The 16053-nt window shown below is 66.4% G+C and carries 3 protein-coding genes; 1 reads left to right on the top strand and 2 read right to left on the bottom strand.

Going from position 1 to position 16053, the window contains the following annotated elements:
- Positions 1-48 precede the first annotated feature (48 nt).
- Complete coding sequence (locus tag AC5Y4S_RS18440) at positions 49-12405, top strand: ATP-binding protein (RefSeq protein ID WP_500034124.1); 12357 nt, start codon at positions 49-51, stop codon at positions 12403-12405.
- Here AC5Y4S_RS18440 and AC5Y4S_RS18435 read toward each other — a convergent pair.
- Positions 12389-15301 (bottom strand): DUF4349 domain-containing protein, encoded by a 2913-nt coding sequence (locus AC5Y4S_RS18435; protein WP_500034123.1) that lies wholly within the window; start codon positions 15299-15301, stop codon positions 12389-12391. The genes AC5Y4S_RS18440 and AC5Y4S_RS18435 overlap by 17 nt on opposite strands.
- The gene (locus AC5Y4S_RS18430; protein ID WP_500034122.1) at positions 15298-15921 is read right to left on the bottom strand and encodes a MerR family transcriptional regulator; all 624 of its coding nucleotides are present in this window, start codon (positions 15919-15921) and stop codon (positions 15298-15300) included. The genes AC5Y4S_RS18435 and AC5Y4S_RS18430 overlap by 4 nt, the downstream gene beginning before the upstream one ends.
- Positions 15922-16053 lie beyond the last annotated feature (132 nt).

Below are 16053 nucleotides of genomic sequence, written 5' to 3'. Positions count from 1 at the left end.
TGTTGAATCGCCTTACCGACGATTGCGGACGTGACTACTCTTCTAGAGGTGGAACTGGGGGTTTTGGGACCTCTCCAGGTCCGGCGAGCTGGCGCGCCGGTCACGATTCCGGGCGCCAAGCCCCGCGCGATCCTCACCATGCTCGGGCTGCACGTCGGTTCGGTCGTGTCGGCCGACGCGCTCGTCGAGCTGCTGTGGGGCGAGGATCCCCCGCGAACGGCAGCCAAGGCCCTGCAGACCCATATCTCCTCGCTGCGCCGCACCCTGGGCGATGGGTTCGTGTTGACGGAAGGCGCCGGTTGGACCCTGGCCGACAGCGAGGTTGACGCCTCGCGCTACAAGTCGGCCGCGCGACGGGGGCGCGATGCCGCCGCGGCCGGCGACACCGGCCAGGCGGTGGCCCGCTTCGAGGAGGCGCTCGAGCTCTGGCGCGGCATCCCCGAGCTGCCCGACGGGCGCCGGGGAACGTCCGAGAAGACGCGGTGGATCGAGGGCCACGCCGCGCTGGTGGAGGACCGGGCCGATGCGCTTCTGGCGACGGGACGAGCCGCCGAGATCATCGGCGAGCTCGAGGCCGCGGTGGCCGATGCGCCGCTGCGCGAAAGGCGGTGGGCCCAGCTGATGCTCGCCCTCTACCGCGCCGGCAGGCAGGGTGAGGCTCTGGGCGCCTACCAGCGGGCGCGGACCCTGCTGGCCGACGAACTGGGCGTCGATCCCGGGCCGGAGCTGCGCCGGCTGGAGGCTGCGATCGTGGCGCAGGACGCCTCGCTGGAAACACCTGGCGCGCAAAACGTTCCGTCGGTGACCCGCGCGGTGACCTTTCTGCTGACGGACATCGAGGGGTCGACCGCCGCATGGGAGGCGGAGGCCGACGCCATGGGGCTAGCGCTCGCACGCCACGACGAGCTCGTCGAACAGGTCGTCACGTCCCGCGGCGGGCGGCTGATCAAGACCCGCGGTGAGGGTGATGCCACGTTCTCGGTCTTCGAGCGGCCGTCCGCGGCCGCCGCCGCCGCTCTGGAGCTGCAGGACGCGATCGTTCACGAGCCGTGGGCGCTGCGGGAGCCCATGCGCGTCCGCGTGGCATTGCACACCGGGGAGGCCGAGTTCCGCGACGGCGACTACTTCGGAAGGGCGGTCAACCGCGCCGCGCGGCTGCGGTCGTTGGCGGCGGGCGGCCAGATCCTGTGCTCGGGTGCGACCGCCGAGCTCGTGATCGACTCCCTGCCCGACGATGTCGTGCTCGCCGACCTCGGCACGCGCCAGCTGCGCAACCTCGCGCGCCCGGAGCACGTCTTCGAGCTCCGGCCGGAAACCGCGGACGAACGTGGTGAGGACGTCCCGGGCGAGGCGCCGCTGGAACGCCCGGGCCTGCCCGCGGTGCTGGCCGGCCCGGGGCCGTTCGTCGGTCGCGGGCAAGAGCTCGAGCGGCTTTTTTCCGCGTGGCAGACCGCGCTCGCCGGTGGCACGAACGCGATGCTGATCGCCGGCGAACCGGGTGTCGGCAAGACGCGCCTGGCCGGCGAATGGTCCCGACAGGCCTACGACCAAGGCGCCCTTGTCATTTACGGGCGCTGCGACGAGGACCTCGGTGCGCCGTACCAGCCGTTCGCGGAAGCCCTGCGTTCGCTGGTGCCGTGCCTCGGTAGCAGTCGGCTTCGTGAGCTGCGCGGCGTGGAAGCGCTACTCCCCCTGGTTCCCGGGCTGAGCGATGTACTGCCCGATCTGGCCGCGCCGACCCGTGCCGACCCGGACACCGAGCGCTACGCACTCTTCGACGCCGTCGTCGCGCTGCTGGGCGTCGCTTCGGCGAGCGCGCCCGTCGTCCTAATCCTCGACGATCTACATTGGGCGGCCAAGCCCACGCTGCTCCTGTTGCGGCATCTGCTGCGATTCGGCGACCGGGCCCGCGTCCAGATCATCGGGACGTACCGCGGCACCGACCTCGATCGCTCCCACCCCCTTTCGGCCATGCTCGCCGACCTGCACCGCGACGGCACCGCGAACCGCCTTCAGCTCGGCGGCCTCGACGAGGAGGACGTGACCGACTACGTCGCCAAGGCCGGCTACAACGACGCGGAGTTGGCGCGGGCGTTGGCGTCCGTCACGGGTGGCAACCCGTTCTTCCTCATCGAGGCCCTGCGCCACGTCGAGGAAAGCGGCGGCCGGTGGGATCCGAGCACCCTGCCGCAAGGTGTCCGGGAGGCGGTGAGCCGCCGCCTTTCTCGCCTGACGCCGGAGACGAACAAAGCCCTTGCCGCGGCCGCGGTCGTCGGTAGCCGGTTCGCCTTGGAGCTCGTCGAACGTGTGGTAGGGGACGACCTCGTCGACCCTTTCGACGAGGCATGCAAAGCAGGCATTGTGATCGAAGAACCCGGCGGTCGTTACCGGTTCAACCACGCCCTCGTCCGGCAATCGCTGCTCGCCGAGCTGCCCTCGGTGCGACGGATGCGGCTGCACCAGCGCATCGCGACGACGCTGGAGAACGAGCCCGGCGCTGACGACGAGCTGCTCGCCGAGCTGGCTCACCACTACTTCGAATGTGCTTGGGCGGGAAACGCGGTCAAGGCCGTCGAGTACTGCCGGCGTGCGGCGGACCAGGCGATGGCGCGCCTGGCCTACGAGGGCGCGGCCGACCTTTACGATCGGGCGCTGCACGCACTGGAGGAAATCGACGACGAGCTGCCCGACCGCGACGATCAGACCGCCGAGCTGCTGGTCGCGCGCTGCGAGGCGCTGCTGGCCGCGGGTGACGTGACTTCCGCGGCCGGTGCTGTCTCTCAACTGCAAGGAACCACAGTCAATTCCGCCCGGCTAGTGGCCTGGGCGACGTGTTTCGACGGCCAGCTGTCGATGCTGACCGATCCCGAGCGATTGGACGAGGTCGAGGCCGCCGTGGGCGCGGCTGCCGCCAAGCTGGCCGAATTGGACGATGCCGCAGGCGAAGCGAAGGCACACACCGTTCGAGCCGGCTGCCTGGCACGGCTCGGGAGAATCGGCGACTGCGAAGTCGCCCTTGACGACGCCCTGACCGCGGCGCGGCGCGCACGCGAACACCGCCGGGTGAACGCGGTTTTGGCGAATGCGCCACTCGCGGCGCTGTGGGGACCCAACCCGGTCCCGCGCGCGGGCGGGCGGTGCCTTGACGTGGTGCGGCTCTTGCGAATAACGACCGACTCGCCGGCGGTCGAGGCGACGTCGACGCGGTGCCAGGCCGTGTTGGAGGCCTTCCGCGGCCGTGCCGCGGCGGCACGGCGGATGATCGACTCCGCCCGGCGCACGGTCACCGAGCTCGGCCTGCGTCATGCCCTCCTCGAGGTCGAGCAGTTCGCCGGCATCGTCGAGCTGGTCGTCGATGATCCTGCCGCCGCCGAGCCGCATCTGCGCAAGGCCTACAACGGCTTTCGCCGCATGGGCCTTGACGCCGACACCGCCGAAACCGCCGCGCTGCTGGGCCGCGCCTGTCTGTTGCTAGGTCGAGATGCCGAGGCCAACGAATTATGCACCGAGAGTGAGCGTCTGGCCGGGCACGCCCTGAAGCCCTCAATCGCCTGGCGCACGCTTCGGGCGCAGCTGCTGTCGCGCGGGGGTGACCACGAGGAGGCCCGGCGGGTCGCCGGGGACGCTGTCAGCGTGGCCGAGCGCACCGACGCGTTGGTCGATCACGGCGACGCATGTCTGGCGCTGGCAACCGTTTTGGCCGCCGCCGGCGACGTCGTCGGAGCACGAGCCGCTGCCGAGCGCGCGGTCGGCCTATGGGAGCGGAAAGGCGCTGCGGCGCTTGCTGAGAAGGCGCGTGGCATACTCGGTGAGCGCACCTTCCCGTCTACCCCGGCCGTACCGGAAGCTCCGACCGTCAAGCTGGACAACGCATGCGTACGAGCGGGCGAACGCGTGATGGCTGCTGTTGATAGCGGAGCCTGGGACGAGTTCGAGCGACTGTTTGCACCGGACGCACGCCTCGAGAGTCGCCGGAAGGTCGTCGGCTTCACGCCGATCGACCTCCCTTCGGACTGGGTACATCAAAATAGGCTCAATCTCGAGACGAGCGGGATGCACGTCACTTCGGACATTATCGCCGTGCGAGGCGAGCGCCTGGCCCTCAATCGATTGGTCGTGGGCACAGCCGACGCGAGCCCCGGGTCGCCGCAGGACGAATTACTTCAGATATACGGCATCGACGAGTCGGGCCTAGTCGCACTGCAGGTGTGGTTCGACGTCGATGACATGGACGCGGCACTCGCCGAACTCGACGCGCTGCACACCCGATTCGAAGAAGGGCAGCCGAACGCACGGCGGCTAGAAAACGCAGCGGCGCGCGTATTCGAGCACGTCTGGTCGCACTTCGCGAACCGCGACTGGGACGCCATGGCCGAAATGGTGGCCGAAAATTACTCCGGCATTGATCGCCGACGGGTCGTGAATGCCGGGACACAGCATGGGCGAGATTCCGTGATCAACGATCTCCAGGCAGCCACCGAGGTCGGCTTCACGATCTCGATGGTGAGCGCGATCGCGATCCGCGGCGAGCGCCTCGTCCTCGCACGTGTTCGCGCCGCCGGCCGCGACTCCGGGGCGATTCAAAACGACGCCCTTAACGTCGTCGAGATCGATGCAGCCGCGCGGATCGCGACGACCGTGACATTCGACGTCGAGGATTTCGATGCCGCCATCGCCGAACTCGACGCGCGCTATCTTGCCGGTGAGGCGGCGGCCCACTCTCACATGTGGGCCGCCATGTTAGGCGCCTATGCCGCGATCAACCGACGCGAACTCCCCGCCACGACGCCGGGCTTCGTGTCTAGAGACCATCGTCGGGGAGCAGCTTTCGCGCCCGATGACATGGTCGAATACCTCCGTGCCGGTTGGGATCTCGACCAAGGCATCGTTTTCTACATCGAATCCGTGCATCGGCTGAGCGATCTTGGAGTGGTCGTCACTCACGAGGGACGCGGAACCTCACACGAGGGCTTCAATGCCGAGTGGCGAGAGGTCATGCTGTTCACGGTTAACGGTAACTTGTTCGACCGCTGCGAGGTCTTCGACGAGGCAGACCTGGACACTGCGATCGCGAGGTTCGATCAACTCAGCCGGCCGGCGCGGCTGGAGAACGCGGCAAGCCGAGTGCTCGAGCGCTACTTCGCCCGCTTTGCCGCCCGCGACTGGGACGTCATGGCCGAAACGCTGACCGACGACTTTCTGACGGACGACCGTCGACGAGTGGTTAACGCGGGGGTTCGCCGCGGGCGGGACGCCGAAATCGCGAACATGCAGTCATTTGCCGACATTGGGATCGTAAACATCGCGCCGACCACGATCGCGACTCGTGGAGAGCGCCTCGTCCTCTGTCGTCACGATGTGTCTTTCCGCGACTGGGCCGAGGCTTACGACGTGATCAGCGTTGTCGAGATCACCGACACCCAGATTTCTGCCCACGTTATGTTCGACGTCAACGACATTGATGCCGCCATCGAGGAGCTCGATACCCGGTACCTCGCCGGCGATGCGGCCGCCAACGGCCAGACATGGTCGGTCATCGCAGGAGCGTACACCGCGCTGAACCAACATGAAATCGCCGCAACGACGCCAGACTTCGCGAGTACCGACCACCGCCGCGGGGCAAAGTTCGCGGCCGGTGACCTGATCGCGTATGTCCGCGCCACTTGGGATCTCGCACAAAACGGCAGCACCTATATCGAGGCTGTGCACCGGCTGACTTTCCTGGGAGCGGTCGTCACTCATGTCACGCGTGGAAGCTCGATAGCGGGCTTTGATGCCGAGTGGCGGGAAGTCTTCCTCCTCACGGTCGATGGTGACTTACTCAGCCGTTGCGAGCTCTTCGATGAGTCTGACCTCGACTCCGCGATCGCGAGGTTCGAACAGCTGAGTCGGCCCGTGCCTCGGCTGGAAAACGAGGCAAGCCAAGCGGTCGAGCGATTGTTGGCGCACTTCTCAACACGCGACTGGGACGCGGTGGCCGAGCTAGTTTCCGACGACTTTTACGGCGACGATCGCCGCCCTGTGCTTAGCGCTGGAACGCAGCGCGGTAGGGATGCAATGATCAGGCAGTTTCAGACCGCCGCCGACCTGGAGATCGCGCAAGCGGCGTCAGACCCCGTCGCCACGCGGGGGGATCGCCTTGTCCTCACCCGTATCCGGTTTGCACGCATCGACGAGGAACCCGACGCGTTCCGCGTCGATCTCCTATATGTAGTCGAGATCAACGCCGGCGCGCAGATTTCGGCGCTGATCGCATTCGACTCTAGTGATTTCGACACTGCCATCCAGGAACTCGATGCCCGTTATCTAGCCGGGGATGCGGCGGCCCACGCACGGACGTGGTCCGTCTTCACGCGGGCCTACGCCGCACTCAATAGGCATGAAATGCCTTCGACGAAGCCGGATTGGGTGACGATTGACCACCGCCGAGGAGCATCGTTTGCGTCCGGTGAAATGCCTGCGTTACTTGACGCCGCGTGGAACCTCACAGCTGACCTGAGGCATTCCGTCGAGGCTGTGCATCGCCTGAACGACATCGGAGCCGTCGTCACCAACGCTTCGCGTGAGACCTCGCAGGAGGGCTTCGACGCCGAGTGGCGCGTGATAACGGTCGGAACGGTGGAAGGCGACATGCTTAACCGGTGCGAAGTCTTCGATGAGGCGGACCTCGACGTCGCGCTCGCGAGGTTCGAACAGCTCAGCCGGCCCGCACCGCGGCTGGAGAACTCTGCAACGCGGGTGTGGCAGCGCCTCTACTCTTACATTGCGGCCGGCGACTGGCACGCCGTGGCTCAAATATCGGCCGAGAACGTTTCCGTCGACGATCGCCGGCGAGTGGTGAACGCCGGGATCCTGCATGGGCGAGATGCCAACATCAAAGATGCGCAGGCGACCGTTGATGTCGGCTTCACGATGACGGATGTGGCCGTCCTAGCAATTCGCGGGGACCGCCTTGCGCTCACACGAGTTCGCGTCTCGGGCCAGGAACCCGAGGCGATTCAAAACGATGCCCTCAGCATCGTCGGGATCGACGCCGACGAGCGAATCGCAGGCGTTGTAGTGTTCGATCTCGACGACACCGACGCAGCTTTCGCCGAACTCGACGCCCGATACCTCGCGGGCGAGGCGGCCGCCCACCGGCACACGTGGTCCGTCGTCGCGGCTGCTTACGACGCGTTCAATCGGCGCGAGTCCGCAGCGACGACGCCGGACTGGGTGAACGTCGACCACCGTCGCGGAGCAGCGTTCGCCGCCGGCGACATGCTCGCGTACATCCAAGCGGCATGGGACGACTCGCCCGACACCAAGATATATATCGTCGCCGTGCACCGGCTGAGCAAGATCGGAGCGGTCGTCACCCATGTGGCGCGCGGGATCTCACAAGAGGGCTTCGACGCCGAGTGGCGTGATGTCCACGTGCTGACGGTGGAAGGCGGTAATTTCAGCCGTTCCGAACTGTTCGACGAGGCGGACCTGGACACCGCGATCGCGCGTTTCGACGAACTTAAACCACCGGCACCGCGGCTAGAAAACGCGGCAACCCGGGTGGCCGACCGCTTCCGAGCACACTTTGCGGTCCACAACTGGGACGCCATGGCGGAACAACTCACCGACGACATTTTCTCCGATGACCGCCGACACACCGTAAACGCCGGCATCCGAAGGGGCCGAGACGTAGAGATGGCGAATTGGCATGCCACCGCTGACATCTGGACCCCTGATGTGGGTTCGACCGTAATCGCGACGCGCGGTGAGCGCCTCGCGCTCTTTCGTTTCACCTTCACAAGCCAAACACAGCAGCCTGAGGCGTTCCACGCTGAAGCGCTCGCCATTGTCGAGACGAACGACGCCAACCGAATTGCGGCGTACGTCGTGTTCGACATCGATGACGTCGACGCTGCCTTCGAGGGACTCGATGCGCGCTACCTCGCCGGCGAAGCGGGCGCCCACGAGCACACGTGGTCGCTTATGGGACAGTGCTACGCGGCGCTCAACCGGCATGAGATGCCTGCATCTACGCCCGATTTCGTCAACATCGACCACCGGCGCGGGAGGGCGTTCGAGCCGGGCGACCTCATCGACTACGCCGGTGCCACGTGGGAACTGGTGCCGGACGTCAAAATGTATGCCGAGACGGTGCATCGGTTGACAAACATCGGAGCCGTCGTCACGCAAAAGGCGTATGGAATTTCCCACGAGGGCTTCGAAGCGGAGTGGCGACAAATCGTTCTTGTCACATTCGAAGGTGATCGAGCCAACCGCTGCGAGCTGTTCGATGAGCCAGACCTCGACGCCGCGCTTGCAAGATTTGAGGAGCTGCAGCCGAGCACGCATCGGCTGGAAAACGCGGCAACCCGAGTGTGCGATCACTTTCAGGCGTGCTTGGCAGCCGGCGACTGGGCGGGCATCTGGGCCATCGCGGCGGCTGACATCATCACTGACGATCGCCGTCGGGTCGTTGGTGCCGGAGTCCAACGGGGCCGGGATGTAAACGTTGCGCATCTACGGGCCAGCTTCGACATCGGAATCGAGAACCTGACGTCGACCGTCATCGCGACCCGGGGGGAGCGCCTCATGCTCGATCGTGTCCGTTTCTCGGGTCGCGACCAAACGCCGGAGCCGTTTCACACCGAGATACTTCGCGTTCTCGAGATCAGCTCCGACGACCGGATCGCCGCCGGTGTCTATTTCGACGTTGACGACATCGGCGCCGCATTCGACGAGCTCGACGCCCGATACCTCGCCGGTGAAGCGGCCGCCCACGCGCACACCTGGTCGGTCGTCGCGAAGGCTTTCGCCACGGTAAACCGGCGTGAAATCCCCTCGACGACACCCAACTTCGTAGACATCGACCATCGGTCGCTGGCTGCGGTCCCACCCGGTGACCTCAAGGCTTATCTCCGCGCTGTGATGGCAGACATGGCGCACAACCGCCTCTACGTTGAGACCGTTCACCGGCTGACCGACATCGGGGTGGTTGTCACCCATACTGCGTCCGGGACCTCACACGACGGGTTCGACGCCGAGTGGCGCATAACCGACATATTTGCGGTCGAAGGCGACGTACTCAGCCGATGCGAGATGTTCGACGAGGCAGACCTCGATGCCGCGCTCGCGAGGTTTGAGGAATTGCAACCACAGCCACGGCGGCTGGAAAACGCTGTGACCCGAGGGATCGAGCGCTTTCGGGCGTGCTTCGCGTCGGGCGACTGGGATGGCATGACGGAATGGATGGCCGAAGACTTCTCCAATGACGATCGCCGTCGGGTGGTGGGCGCTGGGGTGCGATATGGCAGAGACGCCCAACTGGCGGACATGCGGGCGATCGCCGACGTGTGGACCACAAACACAACGCAGGCCATCATGGCAATCCGCGGGGAGCGCCTCGCGCTCGGGCGTTTCTCGTTCGGAGACCCGGAGCCCGACGAGTTTTTCGCGGAGTTTCTCTCGGTTGTCGAGAGCGACTCGGACGGGCGGGCTGTCGCATTAGTCTCGTTCGACCCCGACAACATTGACGCCGCCCTCAAAGAACTCGAGGAACGCTATCTCGCCGGAGAAGGCGCCGCCCACGCGCACACCTGGTCGGTTATCGCCCAAACCTACGCCGCATTCAACCGTCACGAATTTCCCTCGACGACAGCGGATTCGGTCTACATCGATCATCGTCCGCTAGTAACCAACGATGCGAGTGATCTGACCGCAAACATCCGTGCCACGTGGGACCTCATGGATGTCAGCAGCTACATCGCCGAGAGTGTGCATCGGCTGAGCGAACTCGGAGCCGTCGTCACCCAAGCCTTGAAAGGGACCTCGAAAGAGGGGCTTGATATCGAGTCCCGGATGATCGACGTTTTCACGGTCGAAGGCGACTTGGTAAGGCGCGTCGAAGTTTTCGACGAGGCCGACCTCGACGCCGCACTCGCCCGCTTCGACGAATTGCATCGGCAGCCACCACGGCTGGAAAACGCGGCAGGCCGAATAGTCGAGCGATACCAGGCGTGTTTCGCGGCGCATGACTGGGCCGCTATGGCGGAGCTGCTGGCCGACGACGTCGTCGTGGACGATCGCCGTCGTGTCGTGAACGCAGGGATTCGGCGGGGCCGTGTGCACATCGCGGACCTGCAAGCCGCCGTCGAGGTTGGTGCACAGACAATATCGTTGAGTGTTATCGCGACCCGCAGCGAGCGCCTTGCCCTCGCTCATGCCCGTGCCTTCAACCGCGGCTTTTCGCTCGGCGAGGTCGGCGCCGAGTGGCTCGGCATCGTCGAGATCGACGCCGACGAGCGGATCGTCACAATGGTCATATTCGATCTTGCCGACATTGACGCTGCCTTCGACGAGCTCGACGCGCGATACCTCGCCGGTGAAGCGGCCGCCCACGCGCACACGTGGTCGGTCATCGCGGCCGCTTGCGCGGCATTCAATCGGCGAGAAATGTTCCCGACGACGCCGGAGTGGGTCAACATCGATCACCGACGCGCGGTGGGTTTCGCACCCGGCGACATGACCGCTTACATCGGTGCGACGTGGGACATCGCGCCGGACGTCAAGAACCGACTCGAGGTTGTGCATCGGCTCAACGACCTCGGAGCCGTCATCACGCACGCGACGAAAGGGACGTCGAAAGACGGCGTCGTCGCCGAGTGGCGCGAGCTCGGGATCCTGACCGTCGAAGGGGATTCGATCAACCGTATTGAGACGTTCGACGAAGCGGACCTCGACGCCGCGCTCGCCCGCTTTGACGAACTTCGGCCGCAGACGCGCCGACTCGAAAACGCGGCAAGCCAGGCGGTAGAACGCGAATGGGCCTGCTTCACGACCCGAGACTGGGCCGCGATGGCCGAGACAATGACCGACGACTTTTCCACATTTGATCACCGTCGGGTCGTCAACGCCGGTGTCCTACGCGGTCGTGATGCACACGTCGCAAACTATCGAGCAGTCGCCGAGGTCGGATTCGAAGGCATCGCGTCGACCGTCATCGCTACCCGCGGGCAACGCCTCGCCCTCATTCGCGTTTGGTCCTCGGTCCGTGGCTTTGAACCCGGAGAGACCAGCACCCCGATGATCGGCATCGTCGAGATCGACGCCGACAACCGGCTCACCGCGGCCGAGCTCTTCGACCTTGACGACATCGACGCCGCCTTCGAAAGGCTCGATGCTCGCTACGTCGCCGGCGAAGCCGCCGCCCACGCGCGCACGTGGTCGGTGATCGTTCGCATTTTCGCCGCGTTCAACCGGCACGAGCTTTATCCGACGACCGCCGATTGGGCGAACGCCGACCACAGGCGAGGGATCGCGTTTTCGCCCGGTGACATGACGGCGTACCTCCGCGCCGGAAGGGATCTAACGCCCGACACCCCCACCTACATCGAGACTGTGCATCGGCTCAGCGACTTGGGAGTCGTCGTCACCCATGTGATGACGGGGACGTCGCAAGATGGCTTCCACGCCGAATGGCGGGAGATCGGAATTCTGACGGTCGCGGGGGACCTGATCAACTGTTGCGAGCTATTCGACGAAGAGGACCTTGAAGCCGCGCTCGCGAGATTCGATGAACTCAACCGGGCGCCGCGACTTGAGAACTCCGCCACACGGACATGGTCTCGAATGGCCGACGCGACAAATCGTCGTGACATGGACGGATTCCTTGCGCTCACCAACGCGGACTTGCGCTTCGAGGACCGGCGAAAAGGTCTACGCGATGAATTCCAAGGCCCAGAACGTCGTAAGGCCGTGCAAGCGATGCTCGAGAGCGTCCCGGCCAGCGTTCGGGTAACAGTGGACCCCATCGCCGTCAGGGGATCCCGCCTCACGCTAATCCATGTCCGTTACCGGGACACCGATTACGCCGATCGACCGATCACCGTAGAGTTCTTGCAAGTCGCCGAGGTCGACGACTGCGGGCTGATGCTCAACAGCGTCAGCTTCGATCCCGATGACATCAACGACGCGTTCGCCGAACTCACCGCTTGCTGGATCGCATCCGGAGAGGTCGCCCATCCCGAGATCGTTGAGTTTGCACAGCGGGTGACCGAGATCATCAACCGACGCGACCGGAAAGCGCTCGCCGTGCTGGCTGAAGGCGCAACTCACGTTAACCATCGACAACTGGCCAGTCCGGGCGTCGAAACGGTAGCCGATCATATGGCATCCGGCCGGATGATCGAGGCGCTCGTACCCGGCTATTGGGTCGAACCTGCCGAGATTCTCGCATTAACGGCGAAGGGCCTTGTCGTGTACTTCATCCTGAAAGGCACGTCGATCGACGGCGTCGTTATCGAGATTCCACTAATTCAATTCGCCCTTATTGAAGGTGGCCGCATCACGCACGTCGAGGCGTTCGACCCCGCGCAGCGCGACCTGGCCTTAGCGCGATTCCAAGAATTCAACCTGTCCGGCTAGCTCGCCGAAACGGCTTGCGGCGCCATACCAAGACCGATACCAACGCGGCCACTGCCAACACCGGTATCCACGGGATGAGGAATCCGACAGCCATCACCACGCCATGGATAGCGGAGAGCAGCGACTGCCAGCCGTGTCGAAGAGCATTCAAGAAACCAGGCTGAGTCACCGTCGGTTTGGTCGAGAGGCTGACATTGATCGTCGCATAGGAAATCTGGTCGCCCAGCGTGGCGCGCTGCGCCCGCAGCGAGTCCAACTCGGCCTGCCGCTGGGTCAGCGACGACTCCGCCGCAAGCAGGTCGGCCACGTTGCCGGCGCGCCCCATCAGTTCCAGCAGTCGATTGACCGAGGTCTGCAACGCCTCGATGCGGGCATCGAGGTCGACGCGCTGCGACGTCACGTCGTTGTGCCCGATCGACATGGAGTCGACGGTCCCCAGTTTCTTGGCATCGGCCAGAACACCGTCGAGTTTGTCGGCGGGGATGCGCAACACGAGATCCACTGTCGGCGAGGACGATCCGGACCGCTCCGACCGCGAATCCACGCGGCCGCCGGCGTCGGTGACCGCGGTGACGAGCCGGTCGGCCACCTGGGTGGGCTCGGCGACGATCATCTGCATCGATCCCGTCGTGATGATGTCGCGTTTGTAGGTGGCGTCCGCGGGAGCCTGCGGCGGTGGCGGTGCTCCGGGTACCGAGACGGTGTTCTCGGGAACGCCGGCCCTTATCTCGGTCGAGGCGCCGGTATCCCCCGTAGCTGGAATCTTGCCGCTCACGATGCCGTCGCGCGTCGCGGTGGAGTGGCCGCCGTCCCGACTCGCCGACCAGGTCCAGCCGCCGCCGATGAGCAGCGCGCCGGCGACCACCGCGGCAATCACGTTGCGCAGCTTGACCGTTCGCGCTTGTGACTTGCCTGCCTCCTTGACGGACGGAACGGGTCGACTCGCCGCCACGGCGGGCTCGGCCAGCAGGGTCCGCGGCGCGGCGGCCGCAAACACCATGTCGGCGTGGTCGGCGGGCTGCTCCCAACCGGCCGGCACCTCGACGGGCTGCATCACGCGGTGCGGCACTTCACCGTCGGTCACGACACGGCTATCCACCGCAACGAATGCCGTGAACCTGCACAACACGCCAAACCGCAACGACGTAGCGACAATCCGCCTCTCCAAGTCCTCCGCGGGAGCCGACGCGAAGCGGTCCTCGAGGTCGCGCAGATGCGCCCGGGCCCACTGCGCCGCAACGGCCGGGGCATCAAGGCGCCGTCCGGCGACGGTGGCAGACCAGTCGCCGCCGTCCCCCGTCGCGCCGCGGAGGGTCACGGAGCCGGACGCGCTCCCCCGATACCGCCCGCTCACCACCAGCGGCACCCCCGGGAACAGGTCCGGCAGCCGAGCGGGGCTCGCGGTGTCCTCGGTGACGGCCAGCCCCTCCGCGCGCAGCGACAACGAGTGCGCGAGCGGCGCGCCGATGCGGCGGTGAATCGCGTCCATCGCCTCGTCGAGGCGGTCCTCGCTTTCCACCAGTTCACAACGGCCGCCGCCGACACTGGCCAGGCGCCAAAGGAATCCGGCGTTGACGGCCTGGTCGACGCCGACCGCATGCACGCGCACCCGGCGCAGGTCGCCGGACAGCTCGTGCAGGAGTTGGTCCTCGCTGCCGACCTGGCCGTCGGTCACGAGGACGACGACGGCGTCGCGGGCCTCGCCGTTGCGCGACCCGCCCAACAACGCGAGAGCCTGCCGCAACGGTGCGACCAGCTCGGTGCCGCCGCGCGCGTCGACGCGGGCGAGGTGCTCGACAGCGCGGTACCGGTGCCGGTCGCTGGCCTCGACCAGCCCGTCGGGCAACCCGGCGGGTCGGTCGATCCGATCGTCAAATGTCAAGACCGCGAACCGATCCCCGCTGGTCAGCGTGTCGACGATGCGCGCCGCGGCCCGGCGGGCCGCCACCATCTTCCAACCGGCCATGCTGCCGGAGCGGTCGAGCACCAGCACCAGGTCCCGCGGGCGTGGCGGCGCGCTGGACGCCGGCGGCAGCACGGTGAGCTGATAGGTTCCCTCGTCGCCCTCCGAATCAGGCACCAGCACCAGCGAATCGGTGAGCCCGTCGGCGCCGTACCGCAACCGCAGCACGAAATCCCGGTTGGCCCGCTCGCCGGGGTGTACCCGTATCCGCCCGTCGTCGGTGGACACGGCGTGCAGGCTCGACCGGACCTCCGACAGCGTGAGACCGGCGGGGTCGATGCCGACCTCGATGGACAGCGGAACCGGGTGCGGGAAACCGGGCAGCAGCACGGGTGGCGTGATGCGCGACGCGTCGGGCACCGCGTCGGTGTCGTCGGCGTGGCCGTCGCCGACCGCGATGTCCGCGAGCGCGCGGCCCGGAATGTACCGCGGCGCAACCACAAGCGGAAAACGGAACGTCGCCTCGCCGTCCGCGTAGGCCAGAGGGATGACGAGCGTCAGCGCGACGCTGACCCGTTCGCCGGGCAGGATGTTGCCGACCCGCATGGTGAAAACATCGGGCCGCTCCTCCTCGGCGATGGACGCGCGCCGCCCCGACGCGATGGCGTCGTCGTAGGCCTGTCGGGCGGCCCCCCGCTCCCGCAGTTCGGCGTCGACGACCCGCCCGTCGGCCGTCATCTGCATCCGCGTGACCGCCCCTCGATCCGGCAGCGGGAACACGTAGCTGGCTTCCAGGGGTACGTCAAAGGCGTTGACGAAGTCCTGCGTCAGTTCGACTTGGCTGGTGAGCGCGGTGATCTCGGCGCGCACGTCGATGCGTTCCAGCGGCAGGTTGCCGCGCTCGGTGCTCAGCGCGCCAAACCCGGCCTCGTCGTCCGGGGCGGCCACCCGATCGGTCTCAGCGTCGGTCATCGACGTGATGCGGACGGTCATGTGGTGCTCCGTTCATCGGGGGGCAGCAGGCCACGCTCGGCCAGCAGTTCGAGCAGCGGCCGGGCGGCCGCACGGATCGCGTCGATGTCGTCGTCGTCCGGTCGGCCGCCGCCCCCGGATCCGGCGGGCAGCAGCAACAGCGCCCCGCCGGGCAAGCTCACGGCCGCCAGCTTCGTGACACTGTCAGTGCCGTCGCCATTGGCCACTGGTTCGGTAGCAGCGGGGGGATCGGCCCAGAAGCGTTGCCGGCGAACCGGACTCGGCGCCGGCTCCTCGGGCGGCTCCGCCACGATGAGTTCCTCGGGCACGGCCGCGACTTTCCGCAGGGTCTCGTCCGTCGCTCCAGCCAGTTCGGCCTGGATGTCGGCGAGCGAGCGGCCCTCGGCCTGGCGCCGTTTCACCGCAACGATCTGCAGCAGGTGCCGCGGGCTGTACAGCGCCGTGCGTCCCTGCATGGTCGGCCGGTCGACGAGACCGGTCGTCGTGTACCAGCGGACAGCCCGCCGATCGGGCAGGCCTCGGACCCGCCCGTTGGGCGCGCCCGGATACGCGGGATCGGCCAGCCCGGCGGCCACCCGTCGCACCAGCTCGTCCAGCGTCCAGGACGCCACGTCGGCCATCCGTCGATACTGACACTGTCACAATGACACTGTCAAGGTTTTGGCAACAGCTCGATTACCGATGCGGCGAAAACGCGTCTGCCGGGTCGAGACGTGAATACGCTTCATCCGCACAGAGATAAGGGAGGAACG

Source organism: Mycobacterium sp. NGS64 (assembly GCF_059812245.1).
The sequence above is the reverse complement of the archived record's forward strand: the minus strand, read 5'-3'. Positions and strand labels throughout refer to the sequence as shown.

Bases quoted from the DNA above. Each gene is read 5' to 3' on its own strand.
- AC5Y4S_RS18435 (WP_500034123.1), bottom strand. From the start codon at position 15,301: ATGACCGTCCGCATCACGTCGATGACCGACGCTGAGACCGATCGGGTG.
- AC5Y4S_RS18430 (WP_500034122.1), bottom strand. From the start codon at position 15,921: ATGGCCGACGTGGCGTCCTGGACGCTGGACGAGCTGGTGCGACGGGTG.